Source organism: Enterococcus sp. DIV0187, assembly GCF_051713785.1.
Classification (GTDB): domain Bacteria; phylum Bacillota; class Bacilli; order Lactobacillales; family Enterococcaceae; genus Enterococcus_A; species Enterococcus_A avium.
Map to the genome: position 1 here is coordinate 4,074,639 of NZ_JBIOQO010000001.1, position 25,962 is coordinate 4,100,600.

Consider the following 25,962-nt stretch of genomic DNA (forward strand, 5'->3'; position numbering starts at 1 on the left):
TTAAAATTAGATTTTGTTAACTCGCAAGATATTGTTTATATGCAGTGGTACCGCCAATCACATTTGCGACTTGGAAGCCTTCGTTTCTTAAAAATTGCGCCATCGTTTTTGAACGACCGCCGAATTGAGTAAATAGGTAATACGTTTTACTTCTGTCAAGTTGGTCCAAACGATTTGGCAATTGTGTCAACGGGATATGAGTTACGTTTGATCCTTCGGGTAAATCAAAGGAGTCAATAAAGTCAGGGTCTCTCAAGTCTAAAACTTCCACGGGTTCTTTAGCAGCAAGTAGCATAAATTCTTTTGTTGTTACCGAATAATTCATTTTTTCAACAGCCTTTTCTTTCTTAATAGTGATTACAACGTTAATGTATGTATCGTCTAATTACAAGTGTTATCATAGACATTTTACTTGAAATTGACAAAAAGTAAAGCTAACATTCAAAAAAAATTCAAAACTAGAAAAAGTTGACAAGTTTTTTTCATGGATTTAGTGAAAATATCATTTTTTTGTTATTGGATAAGTTTTTTTTGAGTTGGAAAATAATTGCAGAATTTTTTAGGGAAGATATTACTTGCGTGAATCAGAAGGCATCGTTAGAATAGTAGTGACGGAGGGAAGAGAATAATGGAAAATTTTCATTTAGGGAAACTTAGTTTGAAAACAATTGCTATTCGTGTACGTGATCGTGATGGCATGATTCATTTTTATCGCGATATCATCGGACTGCACTTGCTGCGTGAAGAAAACGAATTGGCGATTCTTGGATACAAAGATCCGGCTAGCGAATTACTTTGGCTGGAGGAAAGTCCGCGAGCAGATGAGCATCGCGGAGAGATCAAAAAAATGCAACGGGTCTCATTAGTAGTACCCAATTTAGAGGAGTTAGCAAACGTTTATTACCGTGCCAAAGAAGAAAATTATCCTGTTAAATCTGCTTTACAAGCTGATGATGAAAAAGGGCTGCTTTTTGAAGACCCTGAAGGAAATGAAATCGAAATTTTCTTTGCTCCTAGTAAAGAACGTTCCACCTCAGAACCAGTTGAATTAGATTTTAATGAATTAGCAAAAAAAGCAACTAAGCGTGAAAAGATCCACGGAGCTTATTTTGATAAGCTTCATCTAAATGTCAGCGATCTGAATAAACAGCAAAGCTTTTTAGCAGATATTCTAGGGTTGCAAGTTCACGATGAAAGTGAAGAAGAATTGTTGTTGAATCGTGGAGATTTTAACGTAGGGTTAACGACTGCAAACGGTGGTACAATTGATTTACCTACCGATAAAGTACTCGGCTTGGACTTTTTGCAATTTAAAGTTTCGAAAACGAAACTGTTGGAGTTGTCTCAACATCTCAGCAATAATCAGTTCAATTACTTCATTGATAAAAAGAAATCCTTGATTACGATTTATGATGCGGCCGGAATTGAATGGTGGTTCGTATTGAAGTAAAGATAATGAAGTCGCGAGAAATCGCGGCTTTTTTGATTTTACCTCTAAATTCCCCCTTTAAGCAAATCGTATTTTAAAAAATGTTCAGAAGTCTTGATTAATCATTTTGTGCTATACTCTTTTAGAATTACTACTTACGGAGGTTGTTATGTACCCTGAAACGTTTCAATTAATTGAAGAAAAAATGCAAAAAGCTGTTTTTCCAGGAGCAGTTCTTAGCTTTGTTGAAAATGAGGAAACTGAAGTTCAAGTTATGGGAAATGCACAAGTGGAACCAACAATTATTTCTATGCAGGAAGATTACCTTTTTGATGTGGCGTCCTTAACAAAAGTGGTCTGCACGACAACTGTTATGTTGAAATTAAAGGAAGCAGGCAAGGTTACGTGGGATCAATCTCTTCACAGCTTATTGCCGGAATTTCAAAATGAAGCGATTACGTTGCGTCATTTATTGACTCATACATCAGATATTCAAACCTATATTCCAAATCGAGATCAGTTAAATGCTGAAGAATTACGGACTGCGTATTTAAGTCTACAACCGGGAGAAGACCTGGGGAAAGTCGTTAAATATACTGATGCGGGAACAATTTTGTTGGGATTTCTGCTTGAAAAACTATATCAAAAAGATGTAATTGATGTCTTTAGGCAGGAAGTCCTACAGCCTCTTAGTATGTCCAATAGTCATTTTTTACTGCAGCCGCCATATGATAAGGTTGTTCCCACTGAAAAATTGATAGATGAAACGATTTTAAAAGGCCTTACTCATGATCCAAAAGCCCGAGTATTAGCAGAGCATGCTGGCAATGCGGGTCTGTTTTCGAATATGAAAGATTTAAGTAAATTTGCAAAAATGTATTTGAATCTTGGGGTTGTTAGCGATATGATTTATTTGCAGGATAAGACAATTCAAGAATTGCTTCATGATCAAACACCAACAGGAAAAGGAGAACGTTCGATTGGCTGGGATTTAAAATTCAGCCCGTTAGATCACACCCCATTACTTTTCCACACTGGGTACACTGGAACATTCATGCTATTGGATGTCGTCAAAAAATCAGCATTCATCTTTTTGTCGAATCGCGTTCACACGGAAGATCATCGTGCTAGTTATGTGGTTCATCGTGATGAAATTTTGGCCTGCTATCTGAGCGAACGTATGGAACGATTAAAAAAATAGTACAGGCGATTGCTTTTATTAACTTGAAATGATTATCTTTTCGCAGCTTGCTTAGAGCGAAATAAAAAAATTGAAAAAGGAGCAAGAAGTATGGAACCATTATTTTTACAACCAGTCTTTCAAGAAAAAATTTGGGGCGGAGATCAGCTGCATACGGTTTTCGGATTTGATATCCCTAACGACAAAATTGGAGAAGATTGGGCAATCAGCGGACATCCACATGGCGTTAGCATCGTAGAAAATGGCCCTTACAAGGGTTGGAAGGTCAGCGACCTTTGGAATGAGCATCGTGAATTGTTCGGTAATGCAGAGGGCGACGTTTTCCCATTATTAACCAAGATTTTAGATGCCGAAGACGATTTATCAGTTCAAGTTCATCCAGACGACAGCTATGGTTTGAAACATGAAGGAGAGTTAGGAAAAACAGAATGCTGGTACATCATTAATGCCAAACCCGGTTCAGAGATTGTTTATGGACATAATGCGAAATCTCGTGAAGAACTGGCAGAAATGATTGAAAACGAACGTTGGGATGATTTATTGCGTCGTGTACCTGTAAAAAAAGGCGATTTCTTCTATGTACCAAGTGGTACGATCCATGCCATCGGTAAAGGCATCATGATTTTAGAGACACAACAAAGTTCAGATACAACGTACCGCGTTTATGACTATGATCGTAAAGATGATCAAGGCAACACACGTGAACTGCACATCCAACAATCAATTGATGTAACCACTGTACCGGCGATCAGTCCCGAGTTAGAAGTTACTGAAAAGAAAAAGGGAACATCTTCTGTGATCACGTACTTGAAGACAGATTTTTTCAATGTTTACGAATGGGATGTTATTGGTGAGCTTTCACTTAAAAAAGAAGGCGATTATACGTTGGTGACAGTCGTAGAAGGATATGGTAATTTGATCGTTGATGGCCAAAGCTATGAAATGAAGCCTGGTACAAGTTGCATTTTACCAGCACAAATAACCGAGTGGAAAGTCGAAGGCGAAATGAAAATCATCGCTTCCACTCCAGGAACAAAATAGTAAATGTCTCATTTTTTCATATACAAAAAATGCTCATCCGACTAACGCGGATGAGCATTTTTATTTTATGGTAATTCTGGCAGATCAACATCTTCCCCGTACTTATTTTTTAAAGCGGTATGAAGTAAGCGCACAGCCAATGATTTGTTACGAGCTAAGATCGGACCGTGGAAGTATGAGCCATAAACATTTTTGTAAATGACGCCTTCACCTTGGTCTTCGCCATTATTCCCATTACCCTTAACGATCGTACCAAGAGGTCGTTCACCTTCACCTAAGAAAGTACGGCCATTGTGATTTTCAAAGCCATAGTAGGTTTCACCAAATTCTTCGTTATGGATCTCGATATCCCCGATGAAACGATGGTTGTCTTGGCTTAGGGTATAATGATCCAATGCATCGATACCATCGATTTTTTCTCCATTTGCACCAATATAGTAGTGGCCCAGTAACTGATAGCCGCCACAGATTGAAAGAATGACCCCGTTGTTTTCGATGTACTTAATCAAGTCTTCTTTTTTATCTTGAATATCTTTTGATACGATTACTTGTTCATAATCTTGCCCGCCACCGATAAAGACAAAATCGTATTTATCTGGATCGAATTCTTGATAGATGCTGACGATCTCTGAATGAATCTCGATGTCCATTTGTTTGGCATAATAATTCAAGGTTAAGAGATTGCCGTTGTCGCCATAGGTATTCAATAAATTTCCGTATAAATGCGCTAAGTTCAACTCGTATTTAGCCACGATCCATACCTCCGTCAATGTAGCCTTTTTGTGCTAATTCTTTGCGTAGCTGTAAAACGGCTGTGTAGGTCGCTAGGATATACACATGCTCCGTCGGCAATAGTTTGATCTTTTCAATCACGTCCGTCAAATCTGCCGTCTCAATCAGCTTGTCTTCAGGGATCCCTGCGACTTTCAGACGAAGGGCCATGTCTTCGTGGCGATCTCCACCTGCGATCACTGCCGGGATGTCCATCTCAGCAAAAGCTTCATGATTGCCATCCCAGATCCAGCTGATGTCGATACCATCTGCATAATTGGCATTTAATAGAGAAACCAATGAAAATGGATAGGGAGCTAAACCAATCATGTCGATGACTTGATTTAAGCCGACCGGATTTTTTACTAAAACCAGCGTGCATTTTTTACCATCGATTACAAATTCTTCTTGGCGTCCAAAGACTTTTTCATCATAGCCAAGTCCGCGTTTGATCTTGTCTTTAGAAACGCCATAGTATTCTGCTACAGCAGTTGCGGCAAGGGCATTGTATACATTGTACATACCGCCGACTTCGATCTTGTAATCTTGCCCATCAATTACAAATTCTGAAGATTTATTATCCATTTCTTTCATCTCCGTTAATTTGTAATCTAATTCTGGGCGGTGGAAGCCGCAGTTTGGACAATAGTATTTTCCCAGATTGGCATAGGTAATCATTTTGTACTTTAAGATGTGCTGGCATTTCGGACAAAGCAAGCCGTCCGTATTGTAATGGGCATCTTGGTCTTTGTCAGGTAAATGATCGAAACCGTAGTATTTTCTTGGATTGACTGTTTCCAACGAATTAAAGATTGGTGAATCACCGTTACACAATATCGGGGCGCTTGGTGATTTAGCTGCGCCGTCCACGATCAATTTGTAGGTCGTATAGATTTCACCGTAACGGTCCATCTGGTCGCGGAAGATATTCGTAAATAGAAATAGCTCTGGTTTGATGTATTCTGTGACTTTGCTTAAGCTGGCCTCATCGATTTCAAGAACTGCAATTTTTTTGCCGCCTTTTTTTCCTTTGGCGTTTAAAAAAGTTGATACGATTCCCTGGACCATGTTGGCACCTGTTGGATTCGTTAATACATAATCAAATTCTTGTTTCAAAATATTAACGGTCAAGGCGGTAGTCAAGGTTTTTCCGTTGGTTCCCGTCACTACAACCACTTTATAATCTTTTACTAATGTATCTAAAATTTTCGGATCCATCTTTAATGCAAGCTGACCAGGATAACTGGATCCACCTTTAAAGAACGTTTTTAATACCCATTGGGCAGTCTTTCCGGCAGAAATAGCCACTTGACTTCGTAACCCCATTACACATCCTCCATGTCTGTAACAAATTTAATTCATCTTATCATATTTAAAAAAAAAGTTTAAATAGGTTTTCCTATTCTTAATTTTTCCATAGAAAAAGCTAGGGCAAAGTTTTGCTCCTAGCCAATAATAATCTTTTCTTCCGGAAATTCATAGCCTAAGTCCTGTGTTTCTTTTGGAACAAAGAGCATCAGGGTATACAGCATACCGACACGTCCGATAAACATCAAAACAGCGATCATGATTTTTCCGGTATTTGAAAGGTCATCAGTGATTCCTAAAGAAAGTCCAGTCGTTCCAAAAGCAGAGGTAACCTCGACAATAATGGAGATTAGCGAATGATCTTCAGTTGCAGTTAAAAAGAGAATACTAAACAAACACATTCCAGCAGAAAGCATGAAGACGACCACCGATTTTCGCACATCCTCTTGGGCGATTTTCCGACCAAAAATATTGATGTCATTTTCATTTTTCAAGAATGAGTACAAATATAGACCGATGATTGCGATCGTTGTTGTACGTATCCCGCCGCCGACAGAACTTGGAGAGCAACCAATGAACATCAATAATGAGAAAATAATCAAGGTTGTATTTTGAAATAGATTCAAATCATGAATTTGCAATCCGGCATTGCGAGTTGTCATAGAATAGAAGGACGAATTTAACCACTGATCAAACAGATTCATGTGAGCGAAGTTGTGGTCTTTTTCTAAAAGCCAAATAGCTACTGTACCGCCAATAAAAAGTACGAAGAAAGCCAATAGGGCGATTTTCGAAAAGAGACTAAAGCGAAAGGGCAGCCGTGATTTAGATTTTTTATGGTAAATCCAGCCATGAAAATCCATTAAAACGGGGAATCCGATTCCACCAATAAAGATCAGGACCATGATTGTCACGATGAAGAAAACATCATGAGAAAAAGGGATGATCGATTCACCAGTTACGTCAAAACCAGAGTTCGTCACTGCAGAGATCGCTTGATAAAATCCGAAAAAAACGGCTTCAGAGATTTTATGGTAATAGCCTGCTAAATAGAAATAAATTGAAAAGATAGTTCCGAAAAGAACTTCGATCGCCAGTAGCATAGTGAAGGTAATTCGGATCAAATTAACGATTCCGCTAAGGCGCGGCTGATTCATATCGGTCATGATTAGTTGTCGCTGTTTTAACGTGATCCGACGTTTGGACACGATAAAAAAGAAGGTAGTAATCATCATGATTCCTAAACCACCAATATGGAATAACACCTCGAGCATCAAAACACCAGCATCATTAAAGACTGAATTGATATCAAAGGTGGTTAAACCAGTCACTGAAATGGTCGAAATGGCCATAAATATCATATCAAGAAAGGGTACGTGTGAACCTGGTTCACGAAAAATTGGTAAATGAAACAAGATCAAAGAAAGAATGGTCATCGCTAAATAGTAGAAGACGATGATTTGAATCGAAGAAAATCGATTATTAAGCTTTTGCCAGCTTTTTTTGAGAAAACTTACTCGGCGATCAAAATTCATAGAAGACTCCTTCAATCAACAGTGGGAATTTTTTACAATAGAGATAGTATAGCATGCTTCCGTGAAAAAAACTCCCACCGTTTTGGTAGGAGTAGAGGAGATAAAGGTTGTGTTTGATTAGTTGTCTTGCGCAGTCGCTGCAATGTCGATTTCACGAATCGTAACTTCCTGTGGCATGTCATAGATAAATTTAACTGTCTCAGCAACATGAACTGGATCAAGTGTAATGCCGCCCATGCTTTCTTTCCATGCTTGATAATCTGTTAGGGCACCTTGATCAGTCACATGTGTAAGTAATTCTGTTTCAGCAGCGCCGGGTGCGACCAAAGAAACGCGGACATTTGAACCGGAAACTTCTTCACGAATTGTTTCGCTTAGACCGTGGGCACCAAATTTTGATGCGACATAGGCAGCATGGTTGGTAAAGGTTTTCTTACCCGCAAGAGATGACATATTGATGATTGTTCCCTGCCTACGCTCGGTCATACTAGGTAATACGATTTGCATACCGTTTAGTACCCCCATTACATTCGTGTTCATCATTGTTTGCCATTCTGCTGGATTTTGGTTCAAGACATTACCAAGTAGCATTACACCAGCATTGTTTACTAATAGATCTACTGGGCCAAAGACAGCTTCTGCTTTTTTGATGCTGGAGTCAAAGGCTTGGTAATCTGTTACGTCAACCTTTTCAATCATGACATTTTCGAAATTCAATGGTAGTGCTTCGATTTTTTCTACGCTACGTCCTAATAACAGTAACGGATTGCCAGCTTGATTAAAAAGTTTGGCGATCTCGGCACCAAACCCGGAACTCGCGCCTGTAATTACAACTAAAGATTTTTTCATATAAATTGCCTTCTTTCAAAACTATGATACACTGACTTTACTACTTGGAGTTAACTCCAGATCAAGAAGGAAGTTGAAAAAAATGAAATCTTTTTTGATTGGTGATATTTCAAAGATGTATGGTATCTCCCAAGACACTCTGAGATATTATGACAAAGCGGGCCTATTACCATTTGTTAAAAAGAATCAAGCAGGTCGCAGGGTATTTACTGAGGATGATCTTGGTTATATCGAAGTAATTGATTGTTTGAAGCGCTCTGGAATTCCTGTTAAGGAAATTGCGAAATTTATGGATTGGTGTGTAGAAGGTGATAAAACTTTGCCGCAGCGCTACGCTTTTATGGTGGAGCAAGAGGCAGTCTTAGAGAAAAAAATCCATGAATTACAGGCTCAACTTGATTTTTTACGTTGGAAAAAATGGTATTACCAAATTGCGAATGAAGCAGGAACGGAAAAAATATTTTTTAAAGAAGGTTCACGGCAAGTCGATAAGAAGTGGCATCAAAAGTATATAGAAATAACAAAGCCCGAATCTGAATAGGATTCGGGCTTTGTTGCTATGAAATTAAAACACCGATTGCTAAGAAAGCAAGGATCAAGATAATAATAGTGATTAATAATTTTGTAACAAATTTTATCCACTTATCAAAACCAATATTAACGACTGATAAGGAAACTAAAATCAATCCAGTTGGGGCGATCAATCCGATCAAGCCTTGTCCCCAGTTATAGGCATCAATAATCAATGCACGATCAATCCCAACAACATCAGCCAAAGGCGCCATAATTGGCATTGATAATACCGCCAAACCAGAGGAAGATTGAATGAAGAAACCTAAAATGACATAGACTAGGAACATAAACCAAATGAAGACGACATTGTTCATCCCGCTGATGGCATTGCTGAAGAAGTTCATGATCGTATCACTGATAAAACTGTTTTCCATCACGATACCGACCGAACGAGCTAACCCGACAATCAAGGCAACCCCTAATAGATCCGCAGCACCAGTAACGAAGCTGTTGATGAATTTCTTTTCTCCTAACCCTGAGACGAAGACTAGTATATAAGTAACTGCTAAGAAGACTACTGCAATCTCGGTAAAGTACCAGCCTAGTTGCTGCACGCCATAAATCATCACAACAAAGCCTAAAGCAAAAACGATCAATGAAAATTTTTGGCGATTGGTAAAGTCTGTATTTTTCTCACGAGTTTGATCACCTAAAAAACGTTCACGATCACTTTCTGCTTGATCAGCAACTAATGATGCGGCTGGATTCAAACGAACCTTTTCCGCGTAACGAATCGTATAAAGGATCGAGATGCTAATTGCAGTCACCCACATCAAAATACGTAAAGGCATGCCATCAGTAAAACTGATTCCTGCCGCATTTGAGGCGATGACCGTAGAGAAAGGATTGATCGTAGAGCTCATGGTTCCTATCGCAGTTCCCAAATAAATCGTGGCGACTGCTGTTAATGTGTCGTAGCCAGCCAATAAGAAAATCGGGATTAGGATCGGGTAAAAGGCAATGGTTTCCTCTGCTAAACCAAAAGTAGTCCCGCCAATGGCAATCAAGGTAGTCACAATGACAATCAGCCATTTTTGTTTTCCCTTTAATTTTTCGGAAAGACGCATCATGCCAGCATCCATCGCTCCGGTAGCATTAACGATTCCAATAACACCGCCTAAAATCAAAATGAAGATCATAATATCGACACTTTCAGTAATTCCTTGAACCTGAGATTTTAAAAATTGAGTGATAGTTCCAACCACACCACGCTCAGGCTTTTTGATTCTTTCATAGGAATTAGGAATTGCGGCTGGACGATAAATTGTGCCATCTCGAAATTTGTCGACTTTAATGTGGATATCATATTTATCCAATGTTTTCTGTGTTGCCGGCTCCATGATCGTTTTATCCTGAGCATCTGTAATCGCGAATTGATCTTTCCCGCTGTCATAACTCAACGTACTGTACTTGCCTGAAGGAATAAAGAATGTTAGTGCTTGAACCAAAATCAGTACAATAATGATAACTGTGTACGCAGAAGGGAAACTCCGCTGCTTCTTTTTACCAGATTGTTGCATGAAAATGCCTCCTAGTTTTATATTAATAAAAATAATTACCAACGAAAAGTATAGCACTGGGCCCTTATATTCTTAAAAAGATAGCCTGTGAGTTTGTTGAAATTAATGATTGATTCTTCTAAGATGAGGTATTAATGAAAATTATTACTGTAAATAATCTGGCTTTTCCGCTATAATACGATAGGAACAAAAGGGAAAGGTGACAAGAAATGGCCCAGCTTTTTTTTAAATACGGTGCAATGAACAGCGGTAAAACAATTGAAATACTAAAAGTCGCTCATAATTATGAGGAACAAAATAAACCAGTAGTATTGATGACTAGCGGATTAGATACACGTGAAGGTGTGGGAAATATCTCTAGCCGAATCGGACTGAGCCGTCCTGCTGTACCGATTTTTTCTGAGACCAATATTTTTGAATTTATTAAAAGTCTTGACTACAAGCCTTACTGTGTATTGATCGACGAGTCGCAGTTTTTAACAAAAGAACACGTGATTCAATTAGCGAAAGTCGTAGATGATTTAGACATTCCAGTTATGGCCTTTGGTTTAAAAAATGATTTCCGCAATGAAATGTTTGAGGGGTCAAAATACTTACTATTGTATGCAGACAAATTGGAAGAGCTAAAAACGATTTGCTGGTTTTGTCATAAAAAGGCAACGATGAATCTACATTACATTGATGGTCGTCCAGTCTATGAAGGCGATCAAGTCCAAATCGGCGGCAATGAGGCCTATTACCCCGTTTGCCGTAAGCATTATCTACATCCAGAGATTACCAATCCTGCTAAATAAAATAGTTAGTAGACATAGCCGACAAAAAAATTACATTAATATGAATTAGGAGGAGTTTTATCCATGTACGATCAATTGCAAGCAATCGAAGATCGTTATGAAGAGCTTGGAGAATTACTGAGTGACCCAGAAGTCATCAGCGATACGCAGCGCTTCATGCAACTGTCAAAAGAAGAAGCCAATACTCGTGACACAGTAGAAACCTATCGTCGTTATAAAAAAGTGATCGAAGGCATCAGCGATGCTGAAGAATTATTAGGTGAAAACCTAGATGCTGAGATGGCTGAAATGGCAAAAGAAGAACTGTCAGATTTGAAGAAGGAAAAAGAAGTTTTAGAAGAAGAGATCAAGATTCTTCTGTTACCAAAAGACCCAAATGACGATAAAAACATTATTATGGAAATTCGCGGAGCTGCTGGTGGAGATGAAGCGGCACTATTTGCTGGTGACCTTTTCAATATGTACCAAAAATACGCAGAAAACCAAGGCTGGAAGACGGAAGTCATGGAGGCCAATGTTACTGGTATCGGCGGATACAAAGAAGTGATCATGATGATTACAGGGGACAACGTCTATTCGAAGCTGAAATATGAAAGTGGCGCGCACCGTGTTCAACGTGTACCGTCAACGGAGTCTCAAGGTCGTATTCATACATCGACTGCGACTGTCGTGGTTATGCCAGAGGCTGAAGAGGTTGAGATTGATATTGCAGACAAAGATATTCGGACAGATATTTATCATGCATCTGGTGCCGGTGGACAGCACGTCAACAAAACGGCATCTGCGGTTCGTTTGACGCATATCCCTACTGGTATCGTCGTTGCGATGCAAGACGAACGTTCTCAAATCAAAAACCGCGAAAAAGCAATGAAAATCTTGCGCGCACGTGTGTATGATAAAATTCAGCAAGAAGCGCAAAGTGAATATGACGCAAGCCGTAAATCGGCTGTCGGAACAGGCGATCGTTCAGAACGTATCCGTACGTATAACTTCCCACAAAATCGTGTAACGGATCATCGAATTGGGTTAACGATACAAAAATTAGATCAGATTCTAGCAGGCAAGCTTGATGAAATTATTGATGCTCTAATTATGTATGATCAAACGCAGAAGCTGGAAGAGATGCAAAATGGCTAAAACTTACGTAGAAGTCCTATCTGGGGCTTCTTCTTTTTTAGAAGCTAACGGAAAAGAAGGTTATGCAATCGAGTATCTTTTTCTGGCTCGCAAAAATTGGGATAAGACGCAATGGCTCATGAATATGAGAAACGATATTTTACCAGATGATGAAGCAATGATTGAGAAAGATATTGAGAGCTTAATGAAAAATATTCCTCCGCAATATTTGTTAGGCTATGAATATTTTTTTGAACACCGTTTGAAGGTGACCGAAGATACCTTGATTCCGCGACCAGAAACAGAAGAATTAGTTGCTTTATGCTTATCTATGACTGAAAGTAAGAGGAAAAAAGTTGTAGATATTGGTACAGGAACGGGCGCCATTGCGATCAGTTTGAAATTAGCGCGACCAGATTGGCAGGTAACTGCTCTTGATATTTCACAAGAGGCGTTACATGTCGCAGAGGAAAACGCAGAAAACCTACATGCAAAAATTAATTTCAAACGAAGTGATGTACTATCTTCAATGAATGAAAAACAAGATATTATCATCAGTAATCCTCCGTATATCAGCCAAAGTGAATGGGCTCTGATGGACGAGAGTGTTCGAACCTATGAACCTAAGTTAGCACTTTTTGCGGAAAACGACGGGTTAGCTATCTACCAAAAAATCGCTGCAGAAAGCCGAGATCTTTTGCAGCCAGCTGGTATGATTTTCTTAGAGATTGGCTTCCAACAGGGGCGAGCGGTTCAAGAAATTTTTCAAAAAGCCTTTCCTGAAAAAAATGTACGGGTCCATCAAGATTTATCAGGAAATGATCGGATGGTTGTCATTAGCTAAAAATTATTTTTAGTGTAGAAAATAATAAAAGAACATTGATGCGACAATGCTAAAAAAGAAAAAAAGTTATCAACATGGTTATACACACTTGACAACCGCGTTATCCACAATACGGGGATAAGTCAGAAAAGAAAGTTTATAAATGAGGAAAGTTAGAATAAAGGAGCTGTGGAGAAGCTGTGGAAACAAAAATTTATCGAACAGATCAAATAAATCAAGCGGCAGCACTATTGCGTCAAGGAGAGTTGGTGGCTTTTCCTACTGAAACAGTCTACGGACTAGGTGCTAATGCACTTTTGCCGGAATCAGTGAAGCGAGTATTTACGGTCAAAGGACGTCCCAGCGACAACCCGCTGATCGTTCATGTTTCAGATTTTTCGATGACTAAAGAATTTGTGGAAAGTTATCATCCATTGACTGAAAAAATTGTTAAAAATTTTTGGCCCGGTCCTCTAACATTGATTTTTTCGATTAAAGCTGGGAGTTTGAGTACGGTCGTGACCGGTGGTTTATCCACAGCGGCTTTTCGAATGCCCGATAATAAAAAAACATTATCTTTAATTGAAAAAACTGGTGCACCTTTAGTAGGTCCAAGTGCGAATACGTCAGGTAAGCCAAGTCCAACAACAGCAATGCATGTTTTTCATGATTTAAAAGGGAAAATTGCTGGGATTTTAGATGATGGGGCAACACAAATCGGGGTAGAATCGACGGTGTTGGATTTAAGTGGAGAAGTGCCGACAATTTTGCGTCCAGGTGCAGTGACAAAAGAAAAACTGGAAGAAGTTTTGGGTATTGAAGTTCCTTTAGACAAACATCTAGTCAAAGAGAGTGAAACACCGAAAGCGCCCGGAATGAAATATAAGCATTATTCGCCTGATGTGTCGGTTTTAATGATTAAACCGGGCGATTGGGGAAAAGCCATCGCTTGGGCTGATACAAACGGGAAAAAAGTCGGTTTACTAGCGACGCCTAAAATTGCTGATAGCTATCCTTCAGCAGATCGCTTTGTTTTTGAAGACGACTCAATTGAGGCGGCCACTCGCGGATTATTCAGCGGATTGAGGGCATTGGATGAAGCCAATCAAGCGGATATAATCTTTGCCGAAGTCTTTCCAGAGGATCATTTAGGCCTAGCCTATATGAATCGGTTGAAGAAAGCAGCAGCACAAAAATATTTTGGAGAAAAGTAAACAAAAGATTCGATTATCTGCTGAATCTTTCGTATACTTAAATCAGAAAATTGAAAGGTGGCGTTGGGATGGATTATAAAACACTAGATCCCGAACTATGGGGAGCAATTGAAAATGAGGCGGAGCGTCAAGAGCAGAATATCGAACTGATCGCTTCAGAAAACATCGTTTCAGAAGCTGTAAGAATGGCACAAGGTAGCGTCTTGACAAACAAGTATGCAGAAGGGTATCCTGGCCGACGTTATTATGGTGGTTGTGAGTTTGTTGATGTCGTAGAAAATTTAGCAATTGAACGTGCGAAAGAATTATTTGATGCAAAATATGCGAATGTGCAAGCACATTCTGGTTCACAAGCCAATCAAGCGGCGTATTTTTCTTTGATCCAGCCTGGCGATACTGTTTTAGGAATGGATTTGTCAGCAGGAGGTCACTTAACTCATGGCTCACCGGTGAATGTCAGCGGAAAGCTGTATAACTTTGTTAGCTATGGCGTGGACCCTCATACAGAGACGATCGACTATGAAGTCGTTCGTATTTTGGCACGGAAACATCAGCCTAAACTGATTGTCGCAGGAGCGAGCGCTTATAGCCGGACGATTGATTTTGCCCGTTTCCGTGAAATTGCAGATGAGGTAGACGCAAAATTGATGGTGGATATGGCTCATATCGCAGGATTAGTAGCAACTGGTTTACATCCTAACCCTGTCCCATATGCAGATGTTGTAACTTCAACAACACACAAAACCTTGCGTGGACCACGTGGCGGTTTAATTCTGACAAATGATGCGGATATAGCTAAGAAGATTAACAGTGCTGTTTTCCCTGGATTGCAGGGTGGGCCTTTAGAACACGTAATCGCAGCTAAGGCTGTGGCCTTTAAGGAAGCATTGGCTCCTGATTTTAAAGAGTATAGTGAACAAGTTCTAAAAAATGCACAGGCAATGGTTAAGGTATTTAATCAAGCACCTGAAACTCGTGTGGTATCTGGCGCTACGGATAATCATTTGCTTCTGATTGAAGTGACAGGTTTTGAGCTAACTGGACGTGAAGCAGAAGAATTGTTGGATAGTGTGCATATTACCGTTAATAAAAACTCCATTCCTTTTGAATCAAAAAGCTTTAAAGAGACTAGTGGTGTCCGAATCGGAACTCCAGCCATTACTAGCCGCGGTTTTCTAGAAGAGGACGCAAAACAAGTAGCAGAATTAATAATTGAAACCTTACGTTCTAATGGAGATGAAGAGAAATTATTAGAGATTCGCCAGGCAGTATTAGAATTAACAGAATCTCATCCAATTCAATCACATTAGACTAGTTTTCTGACACTAGTTGTCTTATAATTAGGAGAAATGCAGAATAAAGGATGTCTTTTTTCTATATTATCTTTAGAGAAGGGACCCCGATGAAAATTTCTCTCGTTTTTCTCTATGAAAAATGAACACTTCAAAATGAGTAAGGAGCAATTTATTATGGGTAAGTTTCAAGTAATTGATCATCCACTGATCCAACACAAATTAACGATTATTCGTGATAAAAACTGTGGAACGAAAGTTTTTCGTGAAGTAGTTAATGAAATCGCAATGTTGATGGCGTATGAAGTTTCACGAGATATGCCATTGGAAGATATCGAGATCGAAACACCGATCACATTATCTACACAAAAAACGTTATCAGGTAAGAAAGTTGCGATCGTACCAATCTTACGTGCGGGTATTGGTATGGTGGATGGTATTTTAGAATTGATTCCGGCAGCCAAAGTTGGACATATCGGTATGTTCCGTGATGAAGAAACATTGGAGCCGCATGAATATTTCTTCAAAATGCCTGAAGATATCGACAGCCGTCAATTGTTCATCGTTGATCCGATGTTAGCAACTGGTGGTTCAGCGATTATGGCCATTGATTCATTAAAAAAACGTGGCGCATCAAACATGAAATTTGTTTGTCTAGTTGCAGCGCCAGAAGGTGTAAAGGCATTACAAGATGCTCATCCAGACGTTGATATCTATACAGCTGCTTTAGATGACCAATTGAACGAACAAGGTTATATCGTTCCTGGTTTAGGAGATGCTGGCGACCGTTTATTCGGAACAAAATAAAAGAACAAACGTGGTCGATTTCATTTCGATCACGTTTTTTTGAAAAAAAGAAAGTACGCCACAATACTCGGCGTGCCTTCTTTGCTTTAGATGTGTAGCTTTATGAATCCTTTAAATCTTTTCCATTTGTTTATAATTGATAACGACAACGCCATTGGAATGACTGATTAATTCTTCGTTGTCTTGCTTCTCATCGATTTCAACGACGGCTGCGTTTTTCAATTGTTTAGCGATGACCCCAGTTTGGGATTTGCCGCGAATGGTGAACATGACGTGTGTCTTGACGGGAAATTTTTTCCCGAATTCAGAAGGATCAACGTGCGTCTCTATTTTGCCAAATGTAGCCATATTTTTTGAACGCCCCCTTTTTTCACATACCTTATTTTAGCACATTTTCAAGTTTTTTTCATGTAATCGCTTTTTGGGAAGAATCTTACTTTACTTTTTCGTTGAAGTTTCTTATAATTTCTTTTGTACGAATCGCCAGCTTAGCTCAGTTGGTAGAGCAACGCACTCGTAACGCGTAGGTCACAGGTTCGAATCCTGCAGCTGGCATCATTAAAAAACACCATCGTCTCAAAGCTTCGGCTAAGAATTCGGTGGTGTTTTCTTTATCGGCAGTTTCTATTGGTGATGGTCATAGCTGATTTTATGTACCAGCTATTTTGATGTGTTCAAAAAAATTGTTTTGGAGAAATCTTTTGAGGGAGAATTATGAAAAAAGTTTACGGATTCCATTTGAGTGTATGGGTGTATATTTTATTTATGTACTTTACGCAAGGAACTTTTTCCTTTATGGCTTTGAATGTCTTTCTGGCATGGTTACCAATCGTTTTTGCGGAATTATTTTTGAAATTAGAAAGTAAATGGCGCTGGTTTTTCATTTCGTTATGGTTATTATTTTTTCCAAATATTCCGTATCTAATGACTGATTTGTTTCATTTGACTAGTTTGAGGATTTATCAGCCTGGGGGACATTTTCTAGATGACAGCAATGCTTGGTGGTCCTATCTTTTATTGTTGCTGCCAATTCTTTTGATGGTGTTTGTGGGTATGGTGCAAGTATTTAAAATAATCTCGGCTGTTAAATTACAGATGATACAGAAAATCAGTGGCATTGTATTATTGTCAGTTCTTTCTAGTATAGCGGTTTATATTGGACGCTTTGACCGCGTTCATTCGATCGAGCTGTTCATTCATCCTATGACTGTATTGAAATTACTTATTGGTAATTGGAGTGTTGGGAAATTTCAGTTTGTCCTGATGTTTAGTATTTTGCAATTAGGGATTTGGGGATTGATCTATTTTTTACCACATGTTTTTCAAGAAGAATAAAGATTTTGCAAAGTCAGCGATGCTGACTTTTCATTAGACAAATAAGCGTCTATAATAAGGCAAGTATACTGTGGGAAAAGAGATGAACAATGGATAGATTAAGAAAGAATAATAATGACAGCCGAATTGATTATGGCGTTATTTTACCTGTTTTTATATTGTGTTTGATTGGGCTCCTTGCTTTATATGTGGCACTGACTCAGGATCCGAGAAATCCGAATGTTTTTCGTGGTTTAGCCATGCAAGCTGTTTGGTACGTGGTTGGTGCATTAGCTGTAGTAATTATCATTCATTTTGATGCAAAACTTCTATGGCGTTTAACTCCTTTTCTGTATGTGATTGGTTTAGCAGTCATGTTGGCATTGTTGAAATATTACGATACGGCTTTATTTGCCTCTACAGGTTCGAAAAACTGGTTCAAGTTTGGGACACTGACTTTCCAGCCTTCGGAACTAATGAAGATTGCTTATATTTTAATGATGGCGATGATTATCACTAAACATAATGTGGCGAATAAGCTTCGAAGTCTTAAGACTGATACTATGTTGATTGGTAAAATGTTTTTAGTAACTATTCCGGTTTTAGTTTTAGTTTTGGCGCAAAAGGACTTTGGTACAATGCTTGTCTTTTTGGCCATATTTGCAGGAATGTTTTTGATGTCGGGAATTTCATGGTTAATCTTAGTTCCCACGATTATCTTAGCAATTATTGTGGGTGGCACTTTGATATTTTTTGTCACGACAGATACGGGTCGAGAAATTTTATCACACATCGGGTTCAAGAATTATCAGTTTGCTCGGATTGATTCTTGGCTTGAGCCTTTCCATGATCCAAAAGGAATTAGCTTTCAGCTTGCTCATGCATTGATGGCAATCGGTTCTGGTGGGATGTTTGGGACTGGCTACAATGTTAGTAATGTCTACGTGCCAGTTCGGGAATCGGATATGATTTTTACAGTCATTGGTGAGAACTTTGGCTTCATCGGCGGTGCTTTTGTAATTTTGATTTATTTTATTTTGATTTATCGTATGATTCGGTTATGCTTTGACATGAATAATGAGTTCTATGCTTATATTGCATCAGGAATTGTTATGATGATGCTGTTCCATGTTTTTGAAAATATCGGTGCAAATATCGGTTTGTTACCATTAACGGGAATTCCGTTGCCGTTTATTAGTCAAGGTGGATCATCGATTCTGGGAAATATGATCGGAATCGGTTTGATTCTATCAATGCGTTATCAAAGCGCAGACAAACAACCTATTAGGAGGACACGCAGTGCTTAAATTTTATTGGTATCCCAAATGTTCAACTTGTCGTAAAGCCAAAGCATGGTTAGAACAGGCGGATGTACAGTTTGAAACAATCGATTTGGTTCAAGACACGCCTTCAGCTGATACTTTTGAAAAGTGGATAACAGCTAGTGGGTTGCCAGTTCGCAGATTTTTTAATACTAGCGGCATGAAATATCGTGAATTAGGTTTGAAGGACAAAATGGCAGATTTATCGGTAGAAGAAGCCAGCGAATTATTAGCAAGTGACGGGATGCTAGTGAAGCGCCCATTACTGATCAAAGATGATCAATTTTTAACGAATGGATTTAAGGAAACAACATACGAAAGGAAGTTCTAATTAAATGAGTTACTTGAAAAAAAATGAAGGTCTGTGGATCTTACACAATGATAAAGACTATTGCATGGGTTTAACTGCTGAAATGGCGGATACACTTGGTGAAGTGACCTTCATCTCATTGCCAAAAGTTGGACAATCAGTTAAGGCTGGTGAACCATTACTGGAAATCGAAGCAGAAAAAGCGGTCCAAGAATTCAAAAGCCCGTTGACGGGTGTGGTTTCATCTGTTAGCGAAAAGGTGGTTGCTGATCCTGCTGCGTTGAATGTGAAAGAAGAATTGGATGCATGGATCTTGTCTTTACGAGAAGTCGATGTTGACGAGTTTGAAAACCTATAAAGAAATTTTCATTTGATGTTTGACAGGAGAAAATCAGCCTGATATAATCCTTTCATACACATGAGAAAGCGATGAAAAGAAAAGTACATCTGATTAAAGTACAAAGAGAGCTCCGGTATGCTGAAAAGGAGTTATGGCAATGAGATGGAAAATGGTCTTTGAGCAGGATGGACGAAGCGGGTGCTAAGTCTATCACGGGAGTGCCCGTTACAGTACCTCAGTATACGCGTGAAGCAAGTACTGGCAGAGGTTGTGATCGCAAGGTCAGAACGAATTTTAGGTGGTAACACGGAAGTCAAAGCTTTCGTCCTAAGTGTACATTCGTACATTTGAGGGCGGAAGCTTTTTTTGCGAGTTACACTTTTCGCAGTATCTATTATTCGTATCAGCTTGATAACGATTTAAGCTGTCGAAAGTGTCGAGCGTTTTAGTGGAATCGTATGCGAGGCGAGAATCAGATTCATTTTTCGTGTTTTTCGAAAAATGATTACTATTCTTCCGAGATAGCTGTCTGTTCTGCTTTTTGCAGTTTGTTCAGTAAGACGTTAAAAAATTTTTTATGAACGACATTACGTGCAAGCAGTTTAGCAGAAAGATATGCGTACGAAAATAAAACATTTTTTCAGTCTTTGAAAAAATGAGTCATTCAACCTGAGCTAGCTACTACAAGCTCAATCAAAATATAATCGCATACGCAAGACAATAAACTATTCGTTAATTAGAAAGGGTGTAAGAAATATGGCATTGATTGAGTTAAATCAAGTGGGGAAAAGTTTTGCCGGCAAGACTGGACCAATCCACGCAGTCAATGGAATTAATTTAGCAATTGAAGAAAAGGATGTTTATGGCATCGTTGGTTATTCAGGAGCTGGCAAGAGCACATTGGTTCGTTTATTAAATGGATTAGAAACACCTACTGATGGACAAGTATTAGTCAATGGTGAAGATGTTGCCAAGCTGCAAGGAGCAGCATTAAGAACGTTTCGAAAAAAAGTTGGGATGATCTTCCAGCATTTCAATCTATTATGGTCACGAACAGTCATTGAGAATATTCAATTACCCTTAGAATTGGCAGGCGTAGCAAAAGACCAACGTCGCAAAAAAGCAGAAGAACTGCTAAGTCTAGTCGGACTTGATGGCAGAGGAGACGCTTATCCATCTCAACTATCAGGCGGACAAAAACAACGGGTCGGGATCGCACGAGCGTTAGCGAATGACCCAGATATCCTACTCTGTGATGAAGCGACCAGTGCGCTGGACCCGCAGACAACGGAAGAAGTTTTAGAATTACTAGCCAATATTAATAAGAAATTAGGGTTGACGATTGTGTTGATAACCCATGAGATGAATGTGATCCGCAAAATTTGTAACAAGGTCGCTGTGATGGAGTTAGGTAAAATTGTAGAAGAAGGTTCTGTTCGCGAAGTATTCCGTCATCCACAACAGGAAGTGACTAAGATTTTTGTACAGCAGGATCTTGAACCCAAAGCTGATCCATCTGAGTTACTGAAGGAATTTATTAATGAAAATCCCCATGGAACATTAGCGACATTGCACTTTTTAGAGGACAATGCCAATGAACCGGTTGTATCACAAGTAATTCGTAATTTTCCAGTGAATATCAGCATCGTTTATGGCAATATCGAACGAGCAACGGGAAATTCCTTCGGCACATTGACGGTTCAATTGACTGGCGATGCGGATAAGGTTGAAGAAGCGATCGCCTTTATTGAAAATCAACAAGTGGAAGTGGAGGTGCTGCACCGTGGATAAGAGTTTTTCAGAGACATATTTAAACTTTCAACAGGTATCGTGGGATACGCTAAAGGAAGCCATCAATGATACCTTGTTTATGACGATCGTTTCTATGTTGATCGTGTTTGTCTTAGGATTATTGCTGGGATTGATGCTTTACTCATTAGGTCGGAAACGCTCCGCTGCTCGCAGTTTCTTATATGGACTAGTTTCAATTCTCAGTAACATTTTCCGATCAACGCCCTTTATGATTCTAATGGTTTTGATCATTCCATTTACCAAAGCATTGGTAGGAACAATGCTAGGCGCGAAAGCAGCGATTCCGGCATTGGTTTTATCAGCGGCTCCATTTTATGCACGACTGGTTGAAATTGCTTTTCGTGAAGTTGACTCCGGTGTGCTAGAGGCGGCAGATTCGATGGGGGCTAGTTACTTCCAAACAATCTATAAGGTTTTGATTCCAGAAAGCTTGCCAGCATTGATTTCAGGGTTAACAGTTACCTCGGTTTCAATGATTGGTTTCACAGCGATGGCGGGTGCAATTGGTGCAGGTGGACTTGGAGCATTGGCCTGGCAAGAAGGCTATCAACGTGGGAATTACACAGTCACATTGGTAGCGACAGTAATCATTTTGATTATCGTATTTATCGTTCAAGGACTTGGCGATTTCTTGACAAAACGAACAGACAAACGTTAACACAGAATAGCAATTATTCTTAAAAATAAATCCAAAAAAATAGGGGGAACCATCAATGAAAAAGAAAATTTTAGGTTTTGCAGCAGTAGCATTATTAACAGTTGGCTTGGCAGCATGCGGAAATAGCAGTTCAGGCTCATCAGACAGCAGCAGTAAAGAAAAGAGCGACACATTAGTCGTCGGTGCATCACCAACTCCGCATGCGGAAATCTTGGAGCACGTAAAGCCATTGCTTGAAGAAGAAGGCGTGACTTTGGAAATCAAAAAATTTGATGACTATGTGTTGCCAAACAAAGCGCTGGCAGACAAAGATATCGATGCAAACTATTTCCAGCACAAACCTTTCTTTGAAAAGGCAGTGAAAGAGAATGACTACAAATTCACGGATGCAGGTGCTGTTCATATCGAACCAATGGGCTTGTACTCTAAGAAAATCAAAGACATCAAAGATTTAAAAGAAGGCGCAACAGTTATCACTTCAAGTTCTGAATCAGACTGGGGACGCATCATCACAATCTTGCAAGATGCGGATTTAGTCAAGGTTAAAGACGGTGTAGATTTAGAAACAGCAACATTTGATGATATTGCTGAAAATCCTAAGAATTTAAAATTCGATCACTCAATTGACCCTGCTTTGTTGGCTACAACTTACAGCAATGATGAAGGCGATCTAGTAGCGATCAATGCCAACTTCGCTTATGGTGCTGGTTTAAATCCAGTGAAAGATGCTGTCTTGCTTGAAAAAGATACTTCACCATATGCCAACATTTTAGCCGTTCGTACAGAAGATAAAGACGATCCTCGGATTGAAAAACTGAACAAAGTCCTACATGAAAAAGATGTTCAAGATTGGATCTTAGAAAAATGGGACGGTTCTGTAAAACCAGTTGATAAATAAGTAGACTTTTTGACCTCAATACAAGTGTATTGAGGTTTTTTATTTAGTCACTTTCTAAATAGCTCAAAGATTATGATCTAAACAGGTCATAATCTTTGAGCTATTTTGTCGTCAAAAGACTTTTAAACCGAAAATCAGTCAAAATATTGAACGCTTTAGATAGCGATGCTATAGTTATCAACATAAACAGGAAAGCGCTATCCTAGTTATGAAAGTAGGTTTTTATCGTGAAGTTAATTGATTTGATGATGAACGATTTGATTCTTTTTGATGAATCAATCCGTTCAAAAGATGAGCTGTTTGAAACATTAAGTCGCTTGCTAGAAAAAAAGGAGCGAGTGACAAAAGCCAAAAAGGTTATGAAAGATTTGTATCGTAGAGAGTCAGAAACATCTACAGGAATAGAGGATGGGTTCGGTATTCCGCATACGAAAAGCAAAGCGGTTTTAGCACCTACGATTTGCTTTGTGCATACAGGGAAAATTTCTGGTTATGTTGGACTGGATGATAAAGAGATTGAATGGTTTTTTGCCATTTTTGTCCCTCAAAAGACATCGGATATGCATTTGGAAATATTGAGCAATTTATCACGAAAATTGATGAATGAAGCATTTAGAAGTCAGTTAAAGGAAGCTACTAATGCGACGGAAGTGTTAGAGATCATGAGTAAGGAGGAATCATCATGAAAATTATTGGAATCACTGCTTGCCCCACTGGAATCGCTCATACGTACATGTCTGCCGAAAAGCTGGAGGTTACCGCAAGAAGTCTAGGATATGAAGCGAAGTTTGAAACACAAGGGGCAAAAACAGAAAATGTTTTAACCTCATCGGATATTGAGGAAGCGGATGCCATTATTTTGGCGGTGGATAAGGACGTTGATACGAGTCGCTTTGCCGGGAGAAACATTAAGCGTGTATCTACTGCTCGAGCAATCAAGGAGCCAGAGAAGGTTATCGAAGAAGCGCTAGAAAATATTGGAACCACTAAAATTTCTTTGGATAAGAAAAAGAATTCGCAGGAACAAAAAAGCGGGATTTATAACCATTTTATGAATGGTGTCAATTACATGCTGCCATTCGTCATTGCGGGTGGGATCATTATCGCGTTGAGCTTTGCCTTTGGAATAACGGCGTCTGATCCAAAATCTGACGATTACAATGTTCTTGCTGGTGCTTTATCTACGATTGGCGGAGGAACAGCCTTTGCGATGATGGTTCCTGCTTTAGGAGCAGGGATTGCCAGTTCAATTGCCGGAAAAGCTGGATTCGCACCGGGAATCGTGGCTGGATTACTGGCGGCAAATGGTGGATCAGGTTTCTTAGGCGGGATGATCGGCGGTTTATTAGCTGGGTATATGACGGATCTTTTAGCAAATAAAATTAACGTTAAGAAGCAATTTGCCGCTATTTATCAATTGATCGTCGTTCCCTTAGTTTCTATTTTAGTGATTGGTCTGGCGATGGTTTTCCTAATTGATAAGCCGATTGCCTGGGTTTTAGACGCATTGACCAGCTGGCTGAATGGACTGGGAAATACGTCTGGCCTGATGTTTGGCTTGTTGATTGGCGTCATGATGGCAGCGGATATGGGTGGACCCATTAATAAATCCATTTCGACCTTTTCGATTGGCTTGATGTCTGCGGGGGTGAATGCTCCAATTGCTGCTTGTATGGCTGCAGGAATGACACCTCCTTTAGGCTTAGCGTTAGCTACAATTCTATTTAAAAACAAGTTTACGAAAGAAGAACGCACTTCGGGGCAATCGTGCTGGATTTTAGGGGCTTCTTATATTACTGAAGGAGCGATTCCATTTGCGGTAGCAGATCCAATTCGGGTAATTCCTAGTCTGATGTTAGGCTCAGCTACGGCCGCGGGAATTTCGATGGCTGCTGGTGTGACTTCGATGGCGCCTCATGGCGGCATTTGGGTGATGCTGATTCCGAATGTAATGAATAATTTACCAATGTATCTATTAGCAATCGTTGCCGGTACTTTAGTGACAGCTGTAGCTGTTGGACTATTGAAAAAGCCAGTGACTGTTGAAGAAACAAAAATGATGAATGAGGTGGAAATGTAATGTTATATACAATGAAGGATTTATTGAAAGTCGCGAAAGAGAACAAGTTTGCTGTACCAGCATTTAATATTTGCAGCTACGATATGATGAAGGCCATTATGGAGGAAGTGGAAGCTCAGAATGCCCCGGTGATTCTAGAAATCCATCCAGATGAAATCGCCTATTTAAATAATGAGTTTGTGGCAGCAGCGAAAGAGTATGCGCATAATAGTAACGTTCCAGTTGTCATCCATATGGATCACGGAGGGTCGGTCAAAGATGTGATGCGGGCAATTCGCAATGGATATACCTCGGTAATGATCGATGCTTCGACACAAGCATTTGAAGCGAATCTGCAATTAACAAAGGAAGTTGTGAAGCTAGCACATGATGTAAATGTATCGGTCGAAGCAGAATTAGGAACTATCGGCAATAATGGATCAGCAGAAGGTGGTTCGGCGAACATTATCTATACAGATCCTGATCAAGCCGAAGAATTTGTCAGAGAAACAGGCATTGATACATTGGCTGTGGCCATTGGAACGGCACATGGACTTTATCCTAAAGATATGACGCCAAAATTAAATATCGAGTTACTTAAAGAATTGAATAAACGCATTGATATTCCGTTTGTTTTGCATGGCGGTTCGGGTAATCCTGATGCCGAAGTAAGTGAAGCAGTGAAATATGGCGTGGCGAAAGTCAATTTGAGTTCTGATTTAAAGAGTGTCTTCTTTGATGCTTTGAGAGAGATTTTAACGAAGAATCCTGCGATGTTTGAACCGGGAGACGTTTTCCCAGAAGCCAATGAAAAGGTCAAAGAAGTAGTCAGACATAAGTTAGGTGTTTTGAATACGATCGGAAAAGCTGAATTATACTAATCAAAAAAGGCAGAACTTCCATTTTTTGTGGAAGGGCTGTCTTCTTTTCCTTTGGAGCAGGTATAATTAGAGAGAAGAAGTAGAGGGGGAGAAAG

The 25,962-nt window shown here is 39.4% G+C and carries 27 protein-coding genes, 1 tRNA gene and 1 other annotated feature; of the genes, 21 read left to right on the forward strand and 7 right to left on the reverse strand.

The annotated features are described in order from the left end of the window. Positions 1-16: 16 nt before the first annotated feature. Positions 17-325 (reverse strand): rhodanese-like domain-containing protein, encoded by a 309-nt coding sequence (locus IGI52_RS19770; protein WP_016180458.1) that lies wholly within the window; start codon positions 323-325, stop codon positions 17-19. 303 nt (positions 326-628) lie between these two features. On the opposite strand from IGI52_RS19770, the gene IGI52_RS19775 reads away from it, so the two are divergent. From IGI52_RS19775 to manA, 3 genes are all read left to right on the forward strand, one after another. Then, positions 629-1,450: a VOC family protein gene (locus IGI52_RS19775; protein WP_127978671.1), complete on the forward strand. Its 822-nt coding sequence runs from the start codon at positions 629-631 to the stop codon at positions 1,448-1,450. Between the two features lie 148 nt (positions 1,451-1,598). Further along, complete coding sequence (locus IGI52_RS19780; RefSeq protein ID WP_438782186.1) at positions 1,599-2,630, forward strand: serine hydrolase domain-containing protein; 1,032 nt, start codon at positions 1,599-1,601, stop codon at positions 2,628-2,630. 90 nt (positions 2,631-2,720) lie between these two features. Beyond that, positions 2,721-3,671, forward strand: coding sequence for a mannose-6-phosphate isomerase, class I (gene manA / locus IGI52_RS19785; RefSeq protein WP_161169063.1), 951 nt, complete (start codon positions 2,721-2,723; stop codon positions 3,669-3,671). Positions 3,672-3,736: 65 nt separating this feature from the next. Here manA and IGI52_RS19790 read toward each other — a convergent pair whose 3' ends face one another. From IGI52_RS19790 to IGI52_RS19805, 4 genes are all read right to left on the reverse strand, one after another. Then, positions 3,737-4,423, reverse strand: a complete 687-nt coding sequence (locus tag IGI52_RS19790) for a type 1 glutamine amidotransferase (RefSeq protein ID WP_438782187.1) — start codon at positions 4,421-4,423, stop codon at positions 3,737-3,739. Further along, complete coding sequence (locus IGI52_RS19795) at positions 4,416-5,768, reverse strand: Mur ligase family protein (protein ID WP_016180463.1); 1,353 nt, start codon at positions 5,766-5,768, stop codon at positions 4,416-4,418. Before IGI52_RS19795 ends, IGI52_RS19790 begins: the two co-directional genes overlap by 8 nt. 119 nt (positions 5,769-5,887) lie before the next feature. Then, complete coding sequence (locus IGI52_RS19800; RefSeq protein ID WP_016180464.1) at positions 5,888-7,285, reverse strand: TrkH family potassium uptake protein; 1,398 nt, start codon at positions 7,283-7,285, stop codon at positions 5,888-5,890. Between the two features lie 117 nt (positions 7,286-7,402). Beyond that, positions 7,403-8,134, reverse strand: a complete 732-nt coding sequence (locus IGI52_RS19805; RefSeq protein WP_016180465.1) for an SDR family oxidoreductase — start codon at positions 8,132-8,134, stop codon at positions 7,403-7,405. Positions 8,135-8,216: 82 nt separating this feature from the next. On the opposite strand from IGI52_RS19805, the gene IGI52_RS19810 reads away from it, so the two are divergent. Continuing rightward, positions 8,217-8,675 (forward strand): MerR family transcriptional regulator, encoded by a 459-nt coding sequence (locus tag IGI52_RS19810; RefSeq protein ID WP_016180466.1) that lies wholly within the window; start codon positions 8,217-8,219, stop codon positions 8,673-8,675. A 16-nt stretch (positions 8,676-8,691) separates the two neighbouring features. On the opposite strand, the gene IGI52_RS19815 is transcribed toward IGI52_RS19810, so the two are convergent. Beyond that, entirely contained in the window at positions 8,692-10,227 is a 1,536-nt protein-coding gene (locus IGI52_RS19815) for a YfcC family protein (protein ID WP_016180467.1), read from the reverse strand. A 209-nt stretch (positions 10,228-10,436) separates the two neighbouring features. Here IGI52_RS19815 and IGI52_RS19820 point away from each other — a divergent pair, with 209 nt between their 5' ends. The 6 genes from IGI52_RS19820 (at position 10,437) to upp (ending at position 16,273) form a co-directional block, all read left to right on the forward strand. Then, positions 10,437-11,021, forward strand: a complete 585-nt coding sequence (locus IGI52_RS19820) for a thymidine kinase (RefSeq protein WP_016180468.1) — start codon at positions 10,437-10,439, stop codon at positions 11,019-11,021. 63 nt (positions 11,022-11,084) lie between these two features. Then, positions 11,085-12,158 (forward strand): peptide chain release factor 1, encoded by a 1,074-nt coding sequence (gene prfA, locus IGI52_RS19825; protein WP_016180469.1) that lies wholly within the window; start codon positions 11,085-11,087, stop codon positions 12,156-12,158. Then, positions 12,151-12,981: a peptide chain release factor N(5)-glutamine methyltransferase gene (gene prmC / locus IGI52_RS19830; protein WP_016180470.1), complete on the forward strand. Its 831-nt coding sequence runs from the start codon at positions 12,151-12,153 to the stop codon at positions 12,979-12,981. The genes prfA and prmC overlap by 8 nt, the downstream gene beginning before the upstream one ends. 179 nt (positions 12,982-13,160) lie before the next feature. Then, positions 13,161-14,174 carry an L-threonylcarbamoyladenylate synthase gene (locus IGI52_RS19835; RefSeq protein ID WP_016180471.1) on the forward strand — a complete coding sequence of 338 codons (1,014 nt, stop codon included), beginning with the start codon at positions 13,161-13,163 and terminating at the stop codon, positions 14,172-14,174. A 68-nt stretch (positions 14,175-14,242) separates the two neighbouring features. Further along, positions 14,243-15,484: a serine hydroxymethyltransferase gene (gene glyA / locus IGI52_RS19840; protein ID WP_016180472.1), complete on the forward strand. Its 1,242-nt coding sequence runs from the start codon at positions 14,243-14,245 to the stop codon at positions 15,482-15,484. A gap of 159 nt (positions 15,485-15,643) precedes the next feature. Then, positions 15,644-16,273: a uracil phosphoribosyltransferase gene (upp, locus tag IGI52_RS19845; protein ID WP_016180473.1), complete on the forward strand. Its 630-nt coding sequence runs from the start codon at positions 15,644-15,646 to the stop codon at positions 16,271-16,273. 111 nt (positions 16,274-16,384) lie between these two features. Here upp and IGI52_RS19850 read toward each other — a convergent pair whose 3' ends face one another. Then, the gene (locus IGI52_RS19850; protein ID WP_154059440.1) at positions 16,385-16,621 is read right to left on the reverse strand and encodes a hypothetical protein; all 237 of its coding nucleotides are present in this window, start codon (positions 16,619-16,621) and stop codon (positions 16,385-16,387) included. A 134-nt stretch (positions 16,622-16,755) separates the two neighbouring features. On the opposite strand from IGI52_RS19850, the gene IGI52_RS19855 reads away from it, so the two are divergent. From IGI52_RS19855 to IGI52_RS19905, 11 genes are all read left to right on the forward strand, one after another. Further along, positions 16,756-16,828 (forward strand) — tRNA-Thr (locus IGI52_RS19855). 159 nt (positions 16,829-16,987) lie between these two features. Further along, complete coding sequence (locus IGI52_RS19860) at positions 16,988-17,608, forward strand: DUF1361 domain-containing protein (RefSeq protein ID WP_154059640.1); 621 nt, start codon at positions 16,988-16,990, stop codon at positions 17,606-17,608. Positions 17,609-17,697: 89 nt separating this feature from the next. Continuing rightward, positions 17,698-18,894 carry an FtsW/RodA/SpoVE family cell cycle protein gene (locus IGI52_RS19865; protein WP_070558304.1) on the forward strand — a complete coding sequence of 399 codons (1,197 nt, stop codon included), beginning with the start codon at positions 17,698-17,700 and terminating at the stop codon, positions 18,892-18,894. Continuing rightward, positions 18,887-19,240 carry an arsenate reductase family protein gene (locus IGI52_RS19870; protein ID WP_016180477.1) on the forward strand — a complete coding sequence of 118 codons (354 nt, stop codon included), beginning with the start codon at positions 18,887-18,889 and terminating at the stop codon, positions 19,238-19,240. The genes IGI52_RS19865 and IGI52_RS19870 overlap by 8 nt, the downstream gene beginning before the upstream one ends. A 4-nt stretch (positions 19,241-19,244) precedes the next feature. Continuing rightward, entirely contained in the window at positions 19,245-19,577 is a 333-nt protein-coding gene (locus tag IGI52_RS19875; protein WP_016180478.1) for a glycine cleavage system protein H, read from the forward strand. Positions 19,578-19,639: 62 nt separating this feature from the next. Then, positions 19,640-19,892, forward strand: a binding site (T-box leader). Between the two features lie 423 nt (positions 19,893-20,315). Then, entirely contained in the window at positions 20,316-21,350 is a 1,035-nt protein-coding gene (locus IGI52_RS19880) for a methionine ABC transporter ATP-binding protein (protein WP_438782188.1), read from the forward strand. Next, positions 21,343-22,029 carry a methionine ABC transporter permease gene (locus IGI52_RS19885; RefSeq protein WP_311895131.1) on the forward strand — a complete coding sequence of 229 codons (687 nt, stop codon included), beginning with the start codon at positions 21,343-21,345 and terminating at the stop codon, positions 22,027-22,029. Before IGI52_RS19880 ends, IGI52_RS19885 begins: the two co-directional genes overlap by 8 nt. 55 nt (positions 22,030-22,084) lie before the next feature. After that, on the forward strand, positions 22,085-22,927 hold the full coding sequence (locus IGI52_RS19890; protein ID WP_311871978.1) for a MetQ/NlpA family ABC transporter substrate-binding protein: 843 nt from the start codon (positions 22,085-22,087) through the stop codon (positions 22,925-22,927). Between the two features lie 227 nt (positions 22,928-23,154). After that, positions 23,155-23,613 carry a PTS sugar transporter subunit IIA gene (locus IGI52_RS19895; RefSeq protein ID WP_438782189.1) on the forward strand — a complete coding sequence of 153 codons (459 nt, stop codon included), beginning with the start codon at positions 23,155-23,157 and terminating at the stop codon, positions 23,611-23,613. Continuing rightward, positions 23,610-25,007, forward strand: a complete 1,398-nt coding sequence (locus IGI52_RS19900) for a PTS fructose transporter subunit IIC (protein ID WP_142447352.1) — start codon at positions 23,610-23,612, stop codon at positions 25,005-25,007. Before IGI52_RS19895 ends, IGI52_RS19900 begins: the two co-directional genes overlap by 4 nt. After that, on the forward strand, positions 25,007-25,867 hold the full coding sequence (locus tag IGI52_RS19905) for a ketose-bisphosphate aldolase (RefSeq protein WP_271819191.1): 861 nt from the start codon (positions 25,007-25,009) through the stop codon (positions 25,865-25,867). Before IGI52_RS19900 ends, IGI52_RS19905 begins: the two co-directional genes overlap by 1 nt. Positions 25,868-25,962: the final 95 nt, after the last annotated feature.